Here is a 16669-nt window from a genome sequence, read left to right on the forward strand (position 1 = left end):
TCGGGTGGTTTGGGGCGCGGGAGTGACGTTCGGGGCGCACGCCGTACGCCCCGGACGACACTCGTGCGCCCCGAACGCGCGAGGAGGGTCGCGGGGCAGCATCCGCGACTCAGGTCGAGCCGCGCTCGATGAGCTGCGTCGCGAGCACGAGGGGCGACGGGGGCAGAGGAGCGCCGGCGGCGGCCTCGGTGAGCGCCGTGACGGCGGCCGCCGCCATCTCGCGGATCGGCTGGCGCACGGTGGTGAGCGGCGGGGTGAGCCAGCGGGCGCCGCGCAGGTCGTCGAAGCCGACGACGAGCACGTCGTCGGGGATGCGCCGCCCCGTCGCCGCGGCTGCGGAGTACACGCCCGCCGCCATCTCGTCGGAGCACGCGAAGACGCCGAGCCGCTCGCCGGGCCGGAGGCCGCGCAGGACGGGCAGCGCGGCCTCGCGCGCCGCCGCTCCGCCCCAGTCGGCCTGCACCGCGACCAGGTCGGCGTCCGGGCGGACGAGCCGCAGCGCCTCGCGGAAGCCGGTGTTGCGTGCGCGGCCGTAGCGATACGGCGGCGACCCCAGCACCACCGCGAAGCGGGTGGCGCCGCGCTCTGCCAGGTGCATCGCCGCTGCTGCCCCGCCCTCGCGGTCGGTCGTGCGAACGCTCGTGAGCCCGCGCGACGTCTCGGCCTGCGGATCCATCAGCACGACCGGGATCTCGGCATCGTTCAGCGCCGCGAGCTGCGACGCCGTCGGCGAGATGAGTCCCAGCACCACGCCCGCCGAGCCGCGCCTGCGGATGCGCATCGGCCAGTCGTCGTCGGGGGTGTCGCGCTCCTCGGTCAGCACGAGGTCGTAGCCCGCGGCGGCCGCGGCGCTGCGCGCGCCGGCGGTCACCTCGTCGGAGTAGGCGTTGTGGAACCACCCGAGAACCAGGTCGACCAGGCGCGCGGAACCCGGAGGCCGCCCGCCGACGGCGGGGTCGCGCGTGTAGCCGAGGGAGCGGGCGGTCGCCAGCACGCGACGCCGGGTCGCGGGGGCGAGGTCTCCGCGGCCGGACAGCGCGCGGGATGCCGTCGCCACGCTGACCCCCGCTGCCGCCGCCACGGCTGCGAGGCTCACGCGCGCAGACACCGGCCGCCTGCCCTTGACGCTTCCCCGTGAGACGTCATCCGACCGCCGAGACCGCGGGTGGACCCCACGGTCTCGGCGATCGGATGACGTCTCACTGGCACTGCATCACCTTCGCGCACGCCGGAGGTTTTGCGCAACATTGTCGCGACGCCGAGCGGGCGATGGCATCGTCTGTGGCTGGAAAGGGCACACCCGATGACGACGACGACATCGCCGCTGCGGATCGCACTGATCGGCACCGGCTTCATGGGCCGCATGCACACCCACGCCTGGCGCACCGCGCCGCGCTTCTTCGACCTGCCGCTGACTCCACAGCCGGCGCTGCTCGTCGGGCATCGCGCCGACGCGACCGCCGAGGCCGCAGCCCGCTGGGAGTGGCCGGAGCACTCGGTCGACTGGCGCGAGGCCGTCGAACGCGACGACATCGACGTGATCGACATCTGCACCCCCGGCCAGACCCACGCCGAGATCGCGCTCGCCGCGCTCGCCGCCGGAAAGCACGTGCTGTGCGAGAAGCCGCTGGCGAACTCGGTCGCCGAGGCGGAGGAGATGACGGATGCCGCATCCCGCGCCGGCGTCGTCGCCATGTGCGGTTTCAGCTACCGCCGCACCCCCGCACTCACGCTCGCGCGGGAGCTCATCGCGGCGGGCCGCGTCGGCGAGATCCGGCACGTGCGGGCGCAGTACCTGCAGGACTGGCTGAGCGACCCCGACGCGCCCCACACCTGGCGCCTGGACCGTGATCGGGCGGGTTCGGGCGCGCTGGGGGACATCGGCGCGCACAGCATCGACACCGCGCAGTGGCTCACCGGTCAGGACATCACGGCGGTCTCGGCGACCCTGCGCACCTTCGTCACCTCGCGACCGCGTCGCGGGGCGGTGGAGGGCCTGGGCGGCGTCGCCGCCGACACCTCCGACCGGCTCCCGGTCACGGTCGACGACGCGGCGGCGTTCACCGCCCGGTTCGACGGCGGCGCCCTCGGCGTCTTCGAGGCGACGCGCCTGGCGACCGGACGCCGCAACGCCAACCGCATCGAGATCAACGGCGACCGCGGCGCGATCGCGTTCGACTTCGAGCGGATGAACGAGCTCGAGGTGTACGACGCCGCCGACGATGTCGCGCAGGGCTTCCGGCGCGTGCAGGTCACCGAGGCGCAGCATCCGTATGCCGGCGCATGGTGGCCCGTGGGTCACGGACTCGGGTACGAGCACCTGTTCACGCACCAGGCCGTCGACTTCGTGCGCGCCGTCGCCGGCGAGATCCCCGTGTCGCCCACCTTCGCCGACGCGACCCAGGTGCAGCGCGTGCTCGCCGCGGTCGAGCAGAGCGCCGCGCACGACAGCATCCTGACGACGGTCGCCGCCGGCGCCGTCGACGCCCCCGAACGCCCCGTGGAAGGGAACCTCTCATGACCCGCACCGCCCTCGTCGTCCGTGGCGGATGGGACGGCCATCACCCGGTCGAGGCGACCGAGCTGTTCCTGCCGTTCCTCCGTGACAGCGGCTTCGACGTCACCGTCGAAGAGGACCCTGAGGTGTATGCCGACGCCGACCGCATGGCCGGGACCGACCTCGTGCTGCAGTCCGTCACGATGTCGCAGGCGTCGAACGAAGCGGTGCGCGGGCTCCGCGAGGCCGTCGCCGCCGGCACCGGGCTCGCCGGATGGCACGGCGGCATCGCCGACTCGTTCCGCGCGAGCTCTGACTACCTGCAGCTCGTGGGCGGCCAGTTCGCCACCCACCCCTCGAAGCACCCCGACGAGGTGCACGGCGACCAGACCGACAACTACCTGGACTACACCGTCGAGATCACCGACCTCGGCCGCCGGCACGAGATCACCGCCGGCATCGACGACTTCCCGCTCACCACCGAGCAGTACTGGGTGCTCCACGACGACCTCATCGACGTGCTCGCCACGACCACTCACCCGGTGCAGCCGTATCACCCGTGGCACCGGCCCATCACGTCGCCGGCCGTGTGGACGCGGGACTGGGGCCAGGGGCGCGTCTTCGTGTCGACGCCCGGTCACAGCCTCGACGTGCTGCAGGACGCCAACGTCCGCACCATCATCGAGCGCGGCATCCTGTGGGCGGCGCGATGACCCCGGGCAGCGTCGGCCCCGGCACCGCGACCGACATCGGCATCGTCGGGCTGGGTGTCATCTCGCGCCAGTACCTCGACACGCTCCTCGGCGCGGAGGGCGTGCGGATCGCCGCGGTCGCCGACCTCGACGCCTCCCGAGCGCAGGCAGCGGCCGAGAGCATCCCCGGCTGCCGCGCCCTCGGCACCGACGAGCTGCTCGCCGATCCCGGCGTCGGCACGGTCCTCAACCTCACGATCCCCGCCGCGCACGCCGAGGTGGCTCTGGCCGCCATCGCGCACGGCAAGGACGTCTTCGGCGAGAAGCCGCTGGCGGCGACGCTCGCGGATGCGACGCGGGTGATGGATGCCGCAGCCGCCGCGGGCGTCCGCGTCGGGGGTGCGCCCGACACCGTGCTCGGCACCGGCGTGCAGACCGCGCGCGCGGCGATCGACGACGGGCGGATCGGGCGGCCGGTGTCGGCATCCGCCATGTGGATCTCGGCGGGCCACGAGTCGTGGCATCCGCATCCGGACTTCTACTACCGCGAGGGCGGCGGGCCGCTGCTCGACATGGGTCCCTACTACGTCACCTCGCTCGTGCAGCTGCTCGGACCGGTCGAGGCCGTCTCGGGCGCCGCGTCGCGCTCGCGCGACGTCCGTGTGATCGGCGCCGGGCCCCGGGCGGGGGAGAGCATCGGCGTCGACGTCGACACCCACCTGACCGGCATCCTGCATCACGCATCGGGAGCGATCTCGACCGTGACCATGAGCTTCGACGGCGTCCGCTCGACCGCGGCGCCGATCGAGGTGCACGGCGTCGACGGGTCGCTGATCGTGCCCGACCCCAACATGTTCGCCGGCGACGTGCAGCTCCACCCCCGTGGCGGCTCGTGGCAGACCCTGGAGCCGTCGGCCGGGTACGCCGATGCCGGCCGGGGCATCGGCCTGCTCGACTTCGTCGCCGGGCCGGGCAGAGCGAGTGGCGCGATCGCGCTGCACGTCCTCGAGATCATGACAGCACTGTCGGACTCGGCCGCGTCCGGCGTGCGCGTCCCGCTGCGCAGCACGGCGGAGCGCCCGTCCCTCGTCCCCCTGACCCCCGCATCCGAATGGAGAAGCCTGTGACCACGGCCCGCGCCGTCATCGACCTCGACGTCCCCGGCGACGTCATCAGCCGCCACCTCTACGGCCACTTCGCAGAGCACCTCGGCCGCTGCATCTACGGCGGGTTCTGGGTCGGCGAGGACTCCGCGATCCCGAACGTGCGCGGCATCCGCTCCGACGTGGTCGAGGCGCTGCGGGCGCTCGGCATCCCGAATCTGCGCTGGCCCGGGGGCTGCTTCGCCGACGAGTACCACTGGCGCGACGGGATCGGACCCCGCGAGAACCGTCCGCAGATGATCAACACGCACTGGGGCGATGTCGTCGAGAACAACCACTTCGGCACGCACGAGTTCATGGACCTGTGCGAGATGCTCGGCGCCGACGCGTACGTCAACGGCAACGTCGGCAGCGGCACGGTGCGCGAGATGAGCGAGTGGGTCGAATACCTCACGCGCGACGGCGACAGCCCGATGGCGCGGCTGCGGCGCGAGAACGGGCGCGACGAACCCTGGAAGGTGCCGTTCTGGGGCATCGGCAACGAGGCGTGGGGCTGCGGCGGCAACATGACCGCCGAGCAGTACGCGCTCGAGGCTCGCCGCTACGGCACGTTCTGCCGCAACCACGGCGGCAACGACCTGTACCGCATCGCGGCCGGCGCTTCCGACGACGACATCACCTGGACCCGCGCGCTCATGGAGTCGCTCGGATGCCTCACCTGCGGGTCGAACCCGTCGCCGGTGTTCCAGGGCGTCTCGTTCCACTACTACTCGCACGCCGGCGCGGGCATCAACACCGAGCCGGCTACGGAGTTCGACGCCGAGCAGTACTACGGCACGATGCGCAAGGCGATCGACATCGAGCGGGTCATCCGCCGGCACGAGGCCGTCATGGACTCGTACGACCCCGACCGCAAGGTGGGCCTCATCCTCGACGAGTGGGGCACCTGGTGGAACGTCGAGCCCGGCACCAACCCCGGCTTCCTGTTCCAGCAGAACACCGTGCGCGACGCCCTGGTCGCCGCCGTCCACTTCGACGCCTTCCACCGCCACGCCGGGCGCCTCAAGATGGCGAACATCGCGCAGACCCTGAACGTGCTGCAGGCGATGATCCTCACCGACGACGACGGCGCGATGGTGCTCACCCCGACCTACCACGTGTTCGAGATGAACCGCGGGCACCACGACGCCACCGCACTGGCGGCGCACGTGCTGTCGTCGCCGACGGCGGCGGACGATGTGCCCGGCCTGTCGGTGTCGGCGTCGACCACCGACGGCTCAGCGCTCGTGTCGCTCTCGAACCTGTCGCTCGACGCGCCGCTCGACGTGCGCGTCGACCTGCGCGGGCGCACGGCCACCGTGCGGCGTGCCCGGGTGCTGACGGGGACGGATGCCGCCTCCCACAACACGCCCGAGACCCCCGACGCCGTGGCGCCGGCGCCGCTCGACACGTCGCTCGACGCGGGTGTGCTGACCGTCTCGCTGCCGCCGCACTCCTTCGCCACCGTCGAGCTCGACCTGGCGTAGCGGGCGTACGACGCCACGAAGCGGGCCCCGCGGCGCATCGCCGCGGGGCCCTGTTCTGTTGGTCGAGCGCGGGCTCGCGGCATCCCACGGTCCCTTCGCCGACAGGTCAACCGGCCCTGCACAGGAGAACCGGGGGCTGGATCTCCTGTGGAAGCGCGGTTGACCTGTTGAAGGCACGAAGCGGGCCCCGCGGCGCATCGCCGCGGGGCCCTCTTCGCAATCCGGGTCAGCGCACGGGCAGGGCGTCCGCGCCCGTCCGGACCGTGGCCGTCGCGGCCCGGGGATCTGCTGCCGTGACGACGTGGACGTCGCCGGTCAGCTCGACCCGGACCTCTGCGTCGCGCTGCGCGCACGAGGGGCCGACCCAGAGGTCGATGTCGCCCGGCTCGACGATGCGGCGACCTTCGCGCCCGGTGAACGCCAGGCGAGTGGCCGGCACGGCGAAGCTCACCGACACCGACTCGCCGGGCTCCAGCGACACCCGCTGGTACGCGAGCAGCTGCGCGACCGGACGCGTGACCGACGCCACCCGGTCCCGCGCGTACAGCTGGACGACATCCGTTCCCGGCCGGTCTCCGGTGTTGGTGACGACGACCGACACATCCAGGATGCCGTCGGTCGCGGCATCCGTCGCGATCAGCGATCCGCGCTCGAACGTCGTGTACGTCAGACCGTGGCCGAAGGGCAGGGCCGGGGTGTTGTCGGCGCTCGTGATCTCGGTCGGGCCGCCCAGCACCGGGTGCAGGTAGGTGTAGGGCTGGGCGCCCGCCGACCGGGGGAGCGACACGGGGAGGCGCCCCGACGGCTCCGTACGGCCGGACAGGATCCCCGCGATGGCCGGACCGCCCTCCTCGCCCGGGAAGAAGGCCTGCAGCACGGCGCTCGCGGCGCCCGGTCCCTCGAGCATCCAGCCGATCGCGTACGGACGTCCGGAGACCATCACGACGGTCGTCGGCGTGCCGGTCGCGATGACCGCCTCGACGAGACGGCGCTGTGCGCCGGGCAGCTCGAGGTCGTCGACGTCGTTGCCCTCGCCCACGGTGCCGCGGCCGAACAGGCCGGCCCGATCGCCGACGACGACGATCGCGACGTCGGCGGCTGACGCCGCCTCCGCCGCTGCGGCGATCCCGCTGGTGTCGGGATCCTCGACCTCGCAGCCGCGCTCCAGCACCACGTGCGCACCGGCGAACTCGCCCCGCAGCGCCTCGGCGACGCTCGGCATTTCGAAGCCGAGCGGCGTGCCCGGGTGATGGGCGAGGACGTGGTTCGCGAAGGAGTAGCACCCCATGAGCGACTCGGCCGAGTCGGCGTTGGGGCCGATCAGCGCGATCCGTCCGGGAGCCGAGAGCGGCAGCAGTCCGTCGTTGGTCAGCAGCACGACCGATTCCTCGGCGGCCCGCCGGGCCAGGGCACGCAGCGCGGGATCGTCCAGATCGATCTCGGTCGGCGGCGACTCGAAGTCGGCATCGAGCAGACCGAGACGCTCCTTCTGTGCGAGGACGCGCAGCACGGCACGGTCGACGAGCTCGACCTCGTCGGGATGCGCGGCGAGCCGGGCCCGCAGCGGCGCCGCGAACGCGTCCGCGGTGGGCAGCTCGATGTCGATGCCGGCGCGGAGGGCGAGCACCGCGGCCTCGCCGAGATCGGCGGCGACACCGTGGAGCGAGTGCAGGAACGCGACCGAGAAGTAGTCGGCGACGACCGTGCCCTCGAACCCCCACTCGTCCCGCAGCAGTCCGGTGAGCAGGGTGGGGTCGGAGGCCACGGGGACCCCGTCGATCTCGGCATACGAGTTCATGACCGACTGCACGCCGCCGTCGCGGATCGCCATCTCGAACGGAGGCAGCACGACGTCCTGCAGCCGCCGTCGCCCCATCTGCACGGGGGCGTGGTTGCGGCCTGCCTGCGACGCGGAGTATCCGGCGAAGTGCTTGAGGGTCGCATCGACGCCGGCCGACTGCAGCCCGCGCACGTAGGCGGTGCCGATCGTACCCACGACGTACGGATCCTCGGCGATGCACTCGTCGACGCGGCCCCAGCGGGGGTCGGTGACGACGTCGAGCACGGGGGCGAGACCCTGGTGGATCCCCAGTGCGGCCATGGACCGCCCGATCGCCGCACCGACCTCCTCGGTCAGCTCCGGGTCGAACGCGGCGCCCCACGCCAGCGGCGTCGGGAACGTCGCGGCCTTCCACGCCGCGAGCCCGGTCAGGCACTCCTCGTGCACGATCGCCGGAATGCCCAGGCGGGTCTCGGCGCGCAGGCGCCGCTGCTCCGCCCAGAGCCACTCGGCCCGCGCGATCGGATCCACCGGACGCGTGCCGTACACGCGGGTGAGGTGACCGAGGCCATGGGCCGTCGCCTCCTCGTACGGGCCGGTGTTGCCGCGCTCGCCGGCCATCGGCGCGACGACCTCGCCGCCCTTGTCGACCCAGTAGCCGACGAGCTGTGCGAGCTTCTCGTCCAGCGTCATCTGCGCGTGGAGGGACTGCACCCGCGGCGAGACCGCGGGCATCACGACGTTGCTCATCCCTTGACCGCCCCCGTCAGGCCGCCGACGATCCGCCGCTCGAAGAGGCTGAAGAACACCAGCGCGGGCAGCATCGACAGCGACGTGAAGGCGAGCACCTTCGCCGTGTCGACGGAGTACTGCGACGAGAACGCCTGGACACCCAGCGGGAGGGTGAACTGCGCCTCGTCGTTCAGGATGAACAGCGGCAGCAGGTAGCCGTTCCAGCTTCCGATGAAGGCGAGGATGCCGACGGTGATGACACCGGGCACCGCGAGCGGGAGCACCATGCGCCAGAAGAACGACAGGCGTCCGCATCCGTCGATGTAGGCGGCCTCCTGGATCTCGTCGGGGATCGCCCTCAGGAACGGGACGAGGATGATGATCGTCGTCGGCAGTGCGAACGCGATCTGCGGCAGGATGACGCCCGGGAGCGTGTTCATGAGCCCGAGGTTGCGCACCACGATGTACAGCGGCGTGATCGCCACCGTGATCGGGAACATCAGGCCGGCGGCGAACAGCGCGTACAGCGCCCCGCGACCGGCGAAGCTGTACCGGGCGATGACGTAGCTCGCCATGAGCCCCAGCGCGACCGCGCCGACGGTCGTCGCGAGGGCGACCATCGTCGAGTTCAGCACCTCGGTCCAGAACAGTCCGCTGGTGAGGACGTCGATGTAGTTCTGCGGGTTCCAGTTCACCGGCAGGCCGGACGGGTCGACGGTGATCTCGGAGTTCGTGCGGAAGCCGCCGATGATGATGTACAGCACCGGCCCGAGCATCAGCGCGATGATGACCAGGGCGATGAAGTACACCGCCGGGCTGCCCCACGGGAGCTTGTTGACGTCGCGGCGGCGTCCGGGCACCGTGTCGCGAAGGGTGATGGTCCGGGTGCTCATCGAGTCCGTGGAGCTCACTTGACGCCCCTCTCTGTGATGGCACCCGCGGTGTCACGGCGCAGGATCGTGCGCTGGTAGATCAGGGCGACCACCAGGGAGATGACGAAGATGACGACGGCGACGGCGCTGCCGTACCCGAAGTTCCCGGAGTTGCGTCCGGTCGCGACCATGTAGATCGCCATCGTGTTGGTGCCTGCGACGGACGACACGTACTGACCCCAGATGATGTAGACGAGGTCGAAGAGCTGCAGCGCGCCGATGATGGAGAGGAACGCCCAGATGCGAAGCGTCGGCCCCAGCAGCGGGAGGGTGATCGTCCGCTGGATCTGCCAGTAGGACGCGCCGTCGATCGCGGCGGCCTCGTACAGCTCCTGCGGAATCCCCTGGAGCCCGGCGAGGAAGAGGATCACGGCGAACCCGATGTACTTCCAGGTGAGGATCGCCATGAGCGTCCAGATCGCGATGCTGGGGTCGGCGAGCCAGTCCTGCGCGAGCCAGCTGAGTCCGACCTTCTCGAGGAAGCCGTTCACCGCTCCGTTCGTGGCCAGCATGAGGCTGAACCCGGTGCCGACGATGACCTCGGCGATCACGTAGGGGACGAAGATGAGCACACGGATCACGGACTGACCGCGCATCCTGCGGTTGAGCAGCAGCGCCAGCAGGATCGCGACCGGGCCCTGGAGCACGAGCGATGCGACGACGATGAAGGCGTTGTGCCCCAGCGCCTGCTGGAAGATCGGATCGGTGAAGATCGTGACGTAGTTCTGCAGGCCGATGAACTCGGTCGCCGGGCCGAAGCCGGACCAGCGGAAGAACCCGTAGTACGCGGCCATGATGACCGGGAAGATCACGAAGCCGACGAAGAAGATCAGGGCCGGCCCCACCAGGATCATGACCTCGAGGCGGCCGGCCCAGCCTAGGCCTCGGGGGCGCCGGCGGCCCTGCGGCACCGACGGGGGCGGCGTGGTGCCGCCCCCGTCGTGCTCTGCAAGGCCGCGAGCGTCAGAAGACATCTCGCGGGTAGACACGATCAGCCCTGCTTGCCTGCCGCGTTGACCGCGTCGACGAGCTTCTGCGGGTCGCTGTTGCCGGCGAGCATGTCGACGACTGCGACGTTGAGGGCGTTGCCGACGTTCTGGCCGAGCACCGTGTCGAGCCACTGCGAGACGAACGGAGCGTTGTTGTACGCCTCGAGGATCTGCTGGAGGTACGGCTCGGTGACCGCTTCCTGCGCCACCGTGTTGACCGGCGGCGAGTTGAACGCCTTGTAGTACGCCGTCTGCTGCTCGGCGCTGGCGACGAAGTTCAGGAAGTCCGCGCACTCCTCCGGGGCATCGACCGAGCACGAGTATCCGTCGACGCCGCCCATCATCGAGCCCGGCTCACCGTCGCCGCCCGAGATCTCGGGGAACGGGAACCACGCGAGGTCGGGGAGCGGCTTCTCGTCGGGCGTCAGCGAGGCGATCACACCCGGGTCCCATGCGCCCATGAGCTCCATCGCGGCCTGGCGGTTGGCGATGAGGCCGGCCGAGCTGCCTGCACCCTGCTGCGGCTCGGTGGTGAGGAACCCGTCGTTGAAGGGGTTGATCGCCGCGAAGTCCTCCAGGTCCTCACCGGCGCGCAGCCAGCACTCGTCGCTGAAGTCCTTCGTGTCGCCCGTCTCCTCGATGACCTCGGGGCTGCACTCGCGGATCGCGAAGAAGTAGTACCAGTGGGCGGCAGGCCACGCGGCCTTCGCGCCGAGGGCGATCGGCTCGATGCCCGTCTCCTCGAGGCTCGCCACCGCGGTCTTGAGGTCGTCGATGGTCTCGGGGGTCTCGGTGATCCCGGCGTTGTCGAAGGCGTCCTGGCTGTAGAAGAACCCACCGGGCAGCACCGAGAGCGGCATCGCCCACACCTTGTCCTGATACGTCTCTGCGGCGAACGAGCCCTCGGGGATCTCGCTCTTGACGTCGTCCGCGATCAGGTCGGTCAGATCCATCAGCTGGCCGGCGTTGACCATCGCGGTCATCTTGCCGCCGCCGCGCTGCAGGAAGATGTCGGGCGCGTCGCCCGCGTTCAGAGCCGTCTGCAGCTTTCCGTCCATGTCCTCGTTCTGGACCGACTGCATCTTGATCGTGACGCCGGGGTTCTCCTCCTCGAACGCGGCGATCGCGTCCTTCCAGAACTGCTGGCCAGGACCGGTCGTCGAGTTCTGCCAGAGCGTCATCTCGACGTTGCCGTCGCTGTTCTCGTCGGAGCCGCCGGCACTGCAGCCGGCGAGCGCGAGCGCGCCGACGACGAGTGCTGCGGAACCCGCGAGGATTCTCTTGCCCATCATGTGATTCCCGTTTCTCTTCATCGAGGAGCACCTCTGCTCCGGGGTGCGGTGGTCGGCGCGATCGGGTCGCGCACTGCTCGGCGCTGCGACCGAGCAAGCAAAAGTGTGCGTGCGCAACAAATAGTTTGTCAAACGTTTTCGAAAACGGTTTCAATGCCGTTACGCTATCGAGATCATGAAGCGTCGTCCCACCATCACGGATGTCGCCGCTGCGGCCGGCGTCTCCGTCGCCACCGTGTCGAAGGCGGTCAACGGCCGCTACGGCGTGGCCAGTGAAACGGCCGACCGCGTCCTCGCCGTCGTCGCGGAACTCGGCTACGAGTCGAGCCTCATCGCCAGCAGCATGCGCTCGCGCACGACGGGTGTGATCGGGGTGCTGGTCGCCGACTTCGAGCCGTTCAGCGCCGAGATCCTGAAGGGCGTCGGGCAGGCGCTGCGCGACTCGCGCTACGACCTCCTCGCGTACTCGGGCTCGCACGGCTCGGCGGAGGGATGGGAGCGGCGCTCGCTCTCCCGCCTGAGCGGCACGCTCATCGACGGCGCCATCATGGTCACGCCCACGGTGGTCAACGTCGGCGCCGAGGTCCCCGTGGTCGCCATCGATCCGCATACCGGGCCGGCCGACCTGCCCACCGTCGAGTCCGACAGCTACGGCGGCGCCCTGCAGGCGACGCGACACCTCCTGGAGCTCGGCCATACGCGCATCGGCTTCATCGCCGGTCGCCCGGACCTGCGTTCGTCGATCGCGCGCGACGCCGGGTACCGGCGGGCGCTGACGGATGCCGGCATCACGGTCGACCCGGCTCTGGTCGGTTCGGGGAGCTATCGCCAGGACGCCGTGCGCGTCGCCGCACTCGAGATGCTCCGACGCGGCGATCGCCCCACCGCCGTCTTCGCCGCCAACGACATCTCGGCGATGGAGATCGTGAAGGTCGCCGCGGAGCTGGGGCTCGGTGTGCCGCGTGACCTCTCCATCATCGGATTCGACGACATCCCGGAGGCCTCCAAGTCGACGCCGGCCCTGTCGACGGTCCGCCAGCCCATGCAGACCCTGGGCGCCGAAGCGGCGCGGCTGCTGGTCACCCTCATGGACGGCGAGACGCCGGCGGCGACGCACGTGACGCTGCCGACGCGGCTCATCCCGCGGGGCACCACCGCTCCGCCGCTCTGAGGACGACGGAGCCCGCTCAGTTCAGCGCGACGCCCGCCGGATCGCGCAGCAGCTCCGCGAACGCGGCCTCGGCGGCGCCGATGAGCAGGCGATCCTCGGCGAGTGCCGCCGGCCGGATCTCGAGGTCCTCGCCGTTCGCCGGCATGGTCTGGGCGACCACCGCCTCGGTGAACCCGTCCAGGTCATCGGTGGCGAGCATCGCCAGGAACCCGCCGAGCACCACGACGGCCGGGTTGAGCACGTTGACGGCGTTGGCCAGAGCTGTGGACAGGATGCGGCGCTGCCGTGCGATCTCGTCGCGGACCTCGGGCGAGCGCGCCGCGCGCAGCATCTCGGCGAGGGCCGGCTCGTCGGCGTTGTCGCGACCGAGGACGGCGAGCAGGCGTGCGCGGCTCACCTCGTCCTCGAGCACGCCGCCACTCGCGCGGCGATCGGCGCTCGACGCGATGCCGGGGCGGTTCTGCCCGAATTCGCCGGAGTAGCCCGAGGCGCCGGCCACCGGCATCCCGTGCACGATCAAGCCGCCGCCGATGCCGCTCGCGCCGCCGTTGAGGTAGACCACGTCGTCGATGCCGCGCGCGGCGCCGAACAGGTGCTCCGCGAGCACGCCCAGCGCCGCGTCGTTGCCGACCACGGTGGGAAGGCCCGTCGCGGTCTCGATGAGCTCGCGCAGGGCGGTGTCGCTCCACTTCAGGTGCGGCGCGTCTCGCACCAGGCCGTCGGAAGCCCGGACGAGTCCCGGCACCGCGACGCCGATCCCCGCGATCGCCGCCCCGGCGAGGTCGTCCTCGCGCCACGCGTCGATGCGCTCGCCGATCAGCTGCGCCGTCCGCTCGGGGCCAAGTAGACCGGACATCTCGAGGCGCTCGCGCCGCCGCACCGTGCGATCCAGCCCGACGGCCGCCATCGAGAGCGCGTCGACCTCGGGGTTCACCGCTATCGTCACGACGCGCGGGTGCGGCGCCACCAGCGGAGACGGGCGACCGACGCGGCGGCTCGGGTCGGGCGCGCGCTCCTCCACGACTCCCAGGGCGACGAGGTCTCCGACGAGGTCGGCGATCGTCGAGCGGTTGAGGCCGGTCGCTCCGGTCAGTGTCGCGCGCGAGACGGGACCGTCCAGGTGCGCCAGGCGCAGCAGCCGCGACAGGTTCGCTTGGCGACTGCCCACCGGCTCGTTCATACCCTCACTGTAGAGGCGACCCGGGACGCGATCGCACAGTGGACGCGGCATCGGTTCTGGTATAGGTTGTCGTCAGCAACATTTCTCGCAAAGGAGCGTCATGCCCACCCCTACCCGCGCCGACAAGTTCTCGTTCGGTCTCTGGACCATCGGCTACAACGGCACCGACCCCTTCGGCGGACCGACCCGCCCCGCGCTCGACGTCGTCCACGCCGTCGAGAAGCTCGCCGAGCTCGGCGCCTACGGCCTCACCTTCCATGACGACGACCTGTTCGCCTTCGGCTCGACGGATGCCGAGCGCCAGACCCAGATCGACCGCCTCAAGGGCGCACTCGCCGACACCGGCCTCATCGTGCCGATGGTGACGACCAACCTCTTCTCGGCACCCGTCTTCAAGGACGGCGGGTTCACGTCGAACGACCGCCAGGTGCGCCGGTTCGCGCTGCGCAAGGTGTTCCGCCAGCTCGACCTCGGTGCCGAGCTGGGCGCCAAGACCTTCGTCATGTGGGGCGGCCGCGAGGGCGCCGAGTACGACTCGGCGAAGGACATCCGCGCGGCGCTCGAGCGCTACCGCGAGGCCGTGAACCTGCTCGGCGACTACGTCACCGACAAGGGCTACGACATCCGCTTCGCGATCGAGCCGAAGCCCAACGAGCCTCGCGGCGACATCCTGCTGCCGACGCTCGGGCACGCCATCGCTTTCATCGACTCGCTCGAGCGCCCCGAGCTCGTGGGCCTCAACCCCGAGGTCGGCCACGAGCAGATGGCGGGCCTGAACTTCGCCGCCGGCATCGCTCAGGCGCTGTACCACGGCAAACTCTTCCACATCGACCTCAACGGCCAGCGCGGCATCAAGTACGACCAGGACCTCGTGTTCGGCCACGGCGACCTGCACAACGCGTTCGCGCTCGTCGACCTGCTCGAGAACGGCGGCCCCGGCGGCGTCCCCGCCTACGACGGCCCGCGTCACTTCGACTACAAGCCGTCGCGCACCGAGGACGAGACCGGCGTCTGGGACTCGGCCGCCGCGAACATGCGCACCTACCTGCTGCTCAAGGAGCGCGCTGCGGCCTTCCGCGCCGACCCCGAGGTGCAGGAGGCGCTCGAGGCCGCCCGCGTCGCCGAGCTGTCGATCCCGACGCTCAACGAGGGCGAGTCGTACGACGACTTCCTCGCCGACCGCTCCGCGTACGAGGACTTCGACGCCGACGTGTACCTCGGCGGCAAGGGCTTCGGCTTCGTCCGGCTGCAGCAGCTCGCGACCGAGCACCTGCTCGGCGCCCGCTGACGCACCCGGTTCCCCTCTCCCTCCCTGTTCACTTGCGCTGAACGTACGCGAATCGCGCGTCGCGACGTACATTCAGCGCAAGTGAACGGGGGAGAAGACGCGTGAAGGAGCGCAGATGACCCTCGTGATGGGCGTCGACTCGTCGACGCAGTCGTGCAAGATCGTGATCACGGATGCCGCGTCGGGCGCCGTCGTGCGGCAGGGGCGTGCGTCGCACCCCGACGGCACCTCGGTCGATCCCGAGGCGTGGTGGACGGCGCTGCAGGCGGCGATCGCGGATGCCGGAGGCGTGGACGACGTCGGGGCCTGGGCGGTCGGCGGGCAGCAGCACGGCATGGTCGCGCTCGATGCCGACGGGCGCGTGGTCCGCGACGCCCTGCTGTGGAACGACACCCGCTCGGCGCAGGCGGCGGCCGACCTCACGGCGGAGTTCGGCGCGGATGAGCTCGCGCGGCGGACCGGGCTCGTGCCGGTGGCATCCTTCACGATCACGAAGCTGCGGTGGCTGCGCGACCATGAGCCCGAGAACGCGGCTCGTGTCGCCGCCGTCGCCCTCCCGCACGACTGGCTCACCTGGCGCCTGCGCGGCTTCGGCCCCGCGGGCGAGTCGCCACGGGGCCCGGTCCTCGACGAGCTCGTCACCGACCGGTCGGACGCCTCGGGCACCGGCTACTGGGACCCTGCGACCGGCGGCTACGATCGCGAGCTCCTGGTCGCGGCGCTCGGTCACGATGCGGTGCTGCCGCGGGTGCTCGGTCCCGACGAATGGGTGACGGATGCCGACGGCCGCCGTGTCGGCGGCGGTGCCGGCGACAACGCGGGCGCGGCGCTCGGCCTCGCGGCGGGTCCCGGCGATGTGGTCGTCTCGATCGGCACGAGCGGAACGGTCTTCGCGGTGAGCGAGGAGCGCACGATCGACCCGACCGGCACGGTCGCCGGGTTCGCGGACTGCACCGGACGATTCCTGCCCCTGGTCGCGACGCTCAACGCCGCACGCGTGCTCGACGCGATCGCGCGCGTGCTCGGCGTCGACCACGCGGAGCTCTCGCGCCTGGCCCTCGCCGCCCAGCCGGGCGCGGCGGGCCTGCAGCTGGTGCCGTACTTCGAGGGCGAGCGCACGCCGAACCTGCCCGACGCGACGGCATCGCTCACCGGCATGACCCTCGCCTCGACGACGCGCGAGAATCTCGCCCGTGCCGCGGTCGAGGGCATGCTGTCGGGCCTCGCCGCCGGACTCGCGGCGCTGCGCGGCCTGGGCGTTCCGCTGGAGCGCGCTCTGCTCATCGGCGGCGGTGCCCAGTCGGCGGCCGTGCGCGAGATCGCGCCGCTGGTGCTGGAGCTTCCCGTCGAGGTGCCCGAGCCGGGGGAGTACGTCGCCCTCGGCGCCGCGCGGCAGGCGGCATCCGTCCTCTCCGCCTGATCGCCGGCGACCTCCGGTCGTACGGCGCGAGCGCCCTCATCCTCTGCAAAGGGTCGAGGGTCGCGCG

Annotated in this window: 13 protein-coding genes; 7 read left to right on the forward strand and 6 right to left on the reverse strand. The window is 71.4% G+C overall.

Annotation, left to right across the window (positions count from 1 at the left end):
* Positions 1–109: 109 nt before the first annotated feature.
* The gene (locus MRBLMI12_RS12735) at positions 110–1096 is read right to left on the reverse strand and encodes a substrate-binding domain-containing protein (protein WP_363356841.1); all 987 of its coding nucleotides are present in this window, start codon (positions 1094–1096) and stop codon (positions 110–112) included.
* Between the two features lie 207 nt (positions 1097–1303).
* On the opposite strand from MRBLMI12_RS12735, the gene MRBLMI12_RS12740 reads away from it, so the two are divergent.
* Genes MRBLMI12_RS12740 through MRBLMI12_RS12755 form a run of 4 tightly spaced genes read left to right on the forward strand, consistent with a single transcriptional unit; the run spans position 1304 to position 5818 of the window.
* Positions 1304–2521, forward strand: coding sequence for a Gfo/Idh/MocA family protein (locus tag MRBLMI12_RS12740; RefSeq protein WP_349426238.1), 1218 nt, complete (start codon positions 1304–1306; stop codon positions 2519–2521).
* Complete coding sequence (locus MRBLMI12_RS12745) at positions 2518–3210, forward strand: ThuA domain-containing protein (RefSeq protein ID WP_363356842.1); 693 nt, start codon at positions 2518–2520, stop codon at positions 3208–3210. The genes MRBLMI12_RS12740 and MRBLMI12_RS12745 overlap by 4 nt, the downstream gene beginning before the upstream one ends.
* Positions 3207–4316, forward strand: a complete 1110-nt coding sequence (locus MRBLMI12_RS12750; RefSeq protein WP_363356843.1) for a Gfo/Idh/MocA family protein — start codon at positions 3207–3209, stop codon at positions 4314–4316. Before MRBLMI12_RS12745 ends, MRBLMI12_RS12750 begins: the two co-directional genes overlap by 4 nt.
* Complete coding sequence (locus MRBLMI12_RS12755) at positions 4313–5818, forward strand: alpha-N-arabinofuranosidase (protein WP_349426241.1); 1506 nt, start codon at positions 4313–4315, stop codon at positions 5816–5818. Before MRBLMI12_RS12750 ends, MRBLMI12_RS12755 begins: the two co-directional genes overlap by 4 nt.
* 226 nt (positions 5819–6044) lie before the next feature.
* Here the strand turns inward: MRBLMI12_RS12755 and MRBLMI12_RS12760 are convergent, their stop codons facing one another.
* From MRBLMI12_RS12760 to MRBLMI12_RS12775, 4 genes are read right to left on the reverse strand one after another with little or no spacing between them, the layout of a single operon-like run.
* Positions 6045–8348, reverse strand: coding sequence for a glycoside hydrolase family 3 N-terminal domain-containing protein (locus MRBLMI12_RS12760; RefSeq protein ID WP_363356844.1), 2304 nt, complete (start codon positions 8346–8348; stop codon positions 6045–6047).
* A complete protein-coding gene (locus tag MRBLMI12_RS12765) occupies positions 8345–9223 on the reverse strand; it encodes a carbohydrate ABC transporter permease (RefSeq protein WP_363357054.1) in 879 nt (292 codons plus the stop codon). Before MRBLMI12_RS12765 ends, MRBLMI12_RS12760 begins: the two co-directional genes overlap by 4 nt.
* Positions 9224–9237: 14 nt before the next feature.
* Complete coding sequence (locus MRBLMI12_RS12770; RefSeq protein ID WP_349426244.1) at positions 9238–10236, reverse strand: carbohydrate ABC transporter permease; 999 nt, start codon at positions 10234–10236, stop codon at positions 9238–9240.
* Positions 10237–10253: 17 nt separating this feature from the next.
* Positions 10254–11543: an ABC transporter substrate-binding protein gene (locus MRBLMI12_RS12775; RefSeq protein ID WP_363356845.1), complete on the reverse strand. Its 1290-nt coding sequence runs from the start codon at positions 11541–11543 to the stop codon at positions 10254–10256.
* 175 nt (positions 11544–11718) lie between these two features.
* Here MRBLMI12_RS12775 and MRBLMI12_RS12780 point away from each other — a divergent pair, with 175 nt between their 5' ends.
* Entirely contained in the window at positions 11719–12714 is a 996-nt protein-coding gene (locus MRBLMI12_RS12780) for a LacI family DNA-binding transcriptional regulator (RefSeq protein WP_349426246.1), read from the forward strand.
* Positions 12715–12730: 16 nt separating this feature from the next.
* Here the strand turns inward: MRBLMI12_RS12780 and MRBLMI12_RS12785 are convergent, their stop codons facing one another.
* The gene (locus MRBLMI12_RS12785; RefSeq protein WP_363356846.1) at positions 12731–13894 is read right to left on the reverse strand and encodes an ROK family protein; all 1164 of its coding nucleotides are present in this window, start codon (positions 13892–13894) and stop codon (positions 12731–12733) included.
* Positions 13895–13994: 100 nt separating this feature from the next.
* Here MRBLMI12_RS12785 and xylA point away from each other — a divergent pair, with 100 nt between their 5' ends.
* The gene (gene xylA / locus MRBLMI12_RS12790) at positions 13995–15182 is read left to right on the forward strand and encodes a xylose isomerase (protein ID WP_363356847.1); all 1188 of its coding nucleotides are present in this window, start codon (positions 13995–13997) and stop codon (positions 15180–15182) included.
* Positions 15183–15297: 115 nt separating this feature from the next.
* Complete coding sequence (gene xylB / locus MRBLMI12_RS12795; protein WP_363356848.1) at positions 15298–16602, forward strand: xylulokinase; 1305 nt, start codon at positions 15298–15300, stop codon at positions 16600–16602.
* Positions 16603–16669 lie beyond the last annotated feature (67 nt).

The organism is Microbacterium sp. LMI12-1-1.1, from assembly GCF_040676455.1.
Lineage (GTDB): Bacteria > Actinomycetota > Actinomycetes > Actinomycetales > Microbacteriaceae > Microbacterium.

Coding starts and splice junctions, on each gene's coding strand:
- MRBLMI12_RS12770 (WP_349426244.1), bottom strand. CDS start 10,236: ATGTCTTCTGACGCTCGCGGCCTTGCAGAGCACGACGGGGGCGGCACC.
- MRBLMI12_RS12775 (WP_363356845.1), bottom strand. CDS start 11,543: ATGATGGGCAAGAGAATCCTCGCGGGTTCCGCAGCACTCGTCGTCGGC.
- xylA (WP_363356847.1), top strand. CDS start 13,995: ATGCCCACCCCTACCCGCGCCGACAAGTTCTCGTTCGGTCTCTGGACC.
- MRBLMI12_RS12765 (WP_363357054.1), bottom strand. CDS start 9,223: ATGAGCACCCGGACCATCACCCTTCGCGACACGGTGCCCGGACGCCGC.
- MRBLMI12_RS12780 (WP_349426246.1), top strand. CDS start 11,719: ATGAAGCGTCGTCCCACCATCACGGATGTCGCCGCTGCGGCCGGCGTC.
- MRBLMI12_RS12750 (WP_363356843.1), top strand. CDS start 3,207: ATGACCCCGGGCAGCGTCGGCCCCGGCACCGCGACCGACATCGGCATC.
- MRBLMI12_RS12740 (WP_349426238.1), top strand. CDS start 1,304: ATGACGACGACGACATCGCCGCTGCGGATCGCACTGATCGGCACCGGC.
- MRBLMI12_RS12745 (WP_363356842.1), top strand. CDS start 2,518: ATGACCCGCACCGCCCTCGTCGTCCGTGGCGGATGGGACGGCCATCAC.
- MRBLMI12_RS12785 (WP_363356846.1), bottom strand. CDS start 13,894: ATGAACGAGCCGGTGGGCAGTCGCCAAGCGAACCTGTCGCGGCTGCTG.
- MRBLMI12_RS12760 (WP_363356844.1), bottom strand. CDS start 8,348: ATGAGCAACGTCGTGATGCCCGCGGTCTCGCCGCGGGTGCAGTCCCTC.
- xylB (WP_363356848.1), top strand. CDS start 15,298: ATGACCCTCGTGATGGGCGTCGACTCGTCGACGCAGTCGTGCAAGATC.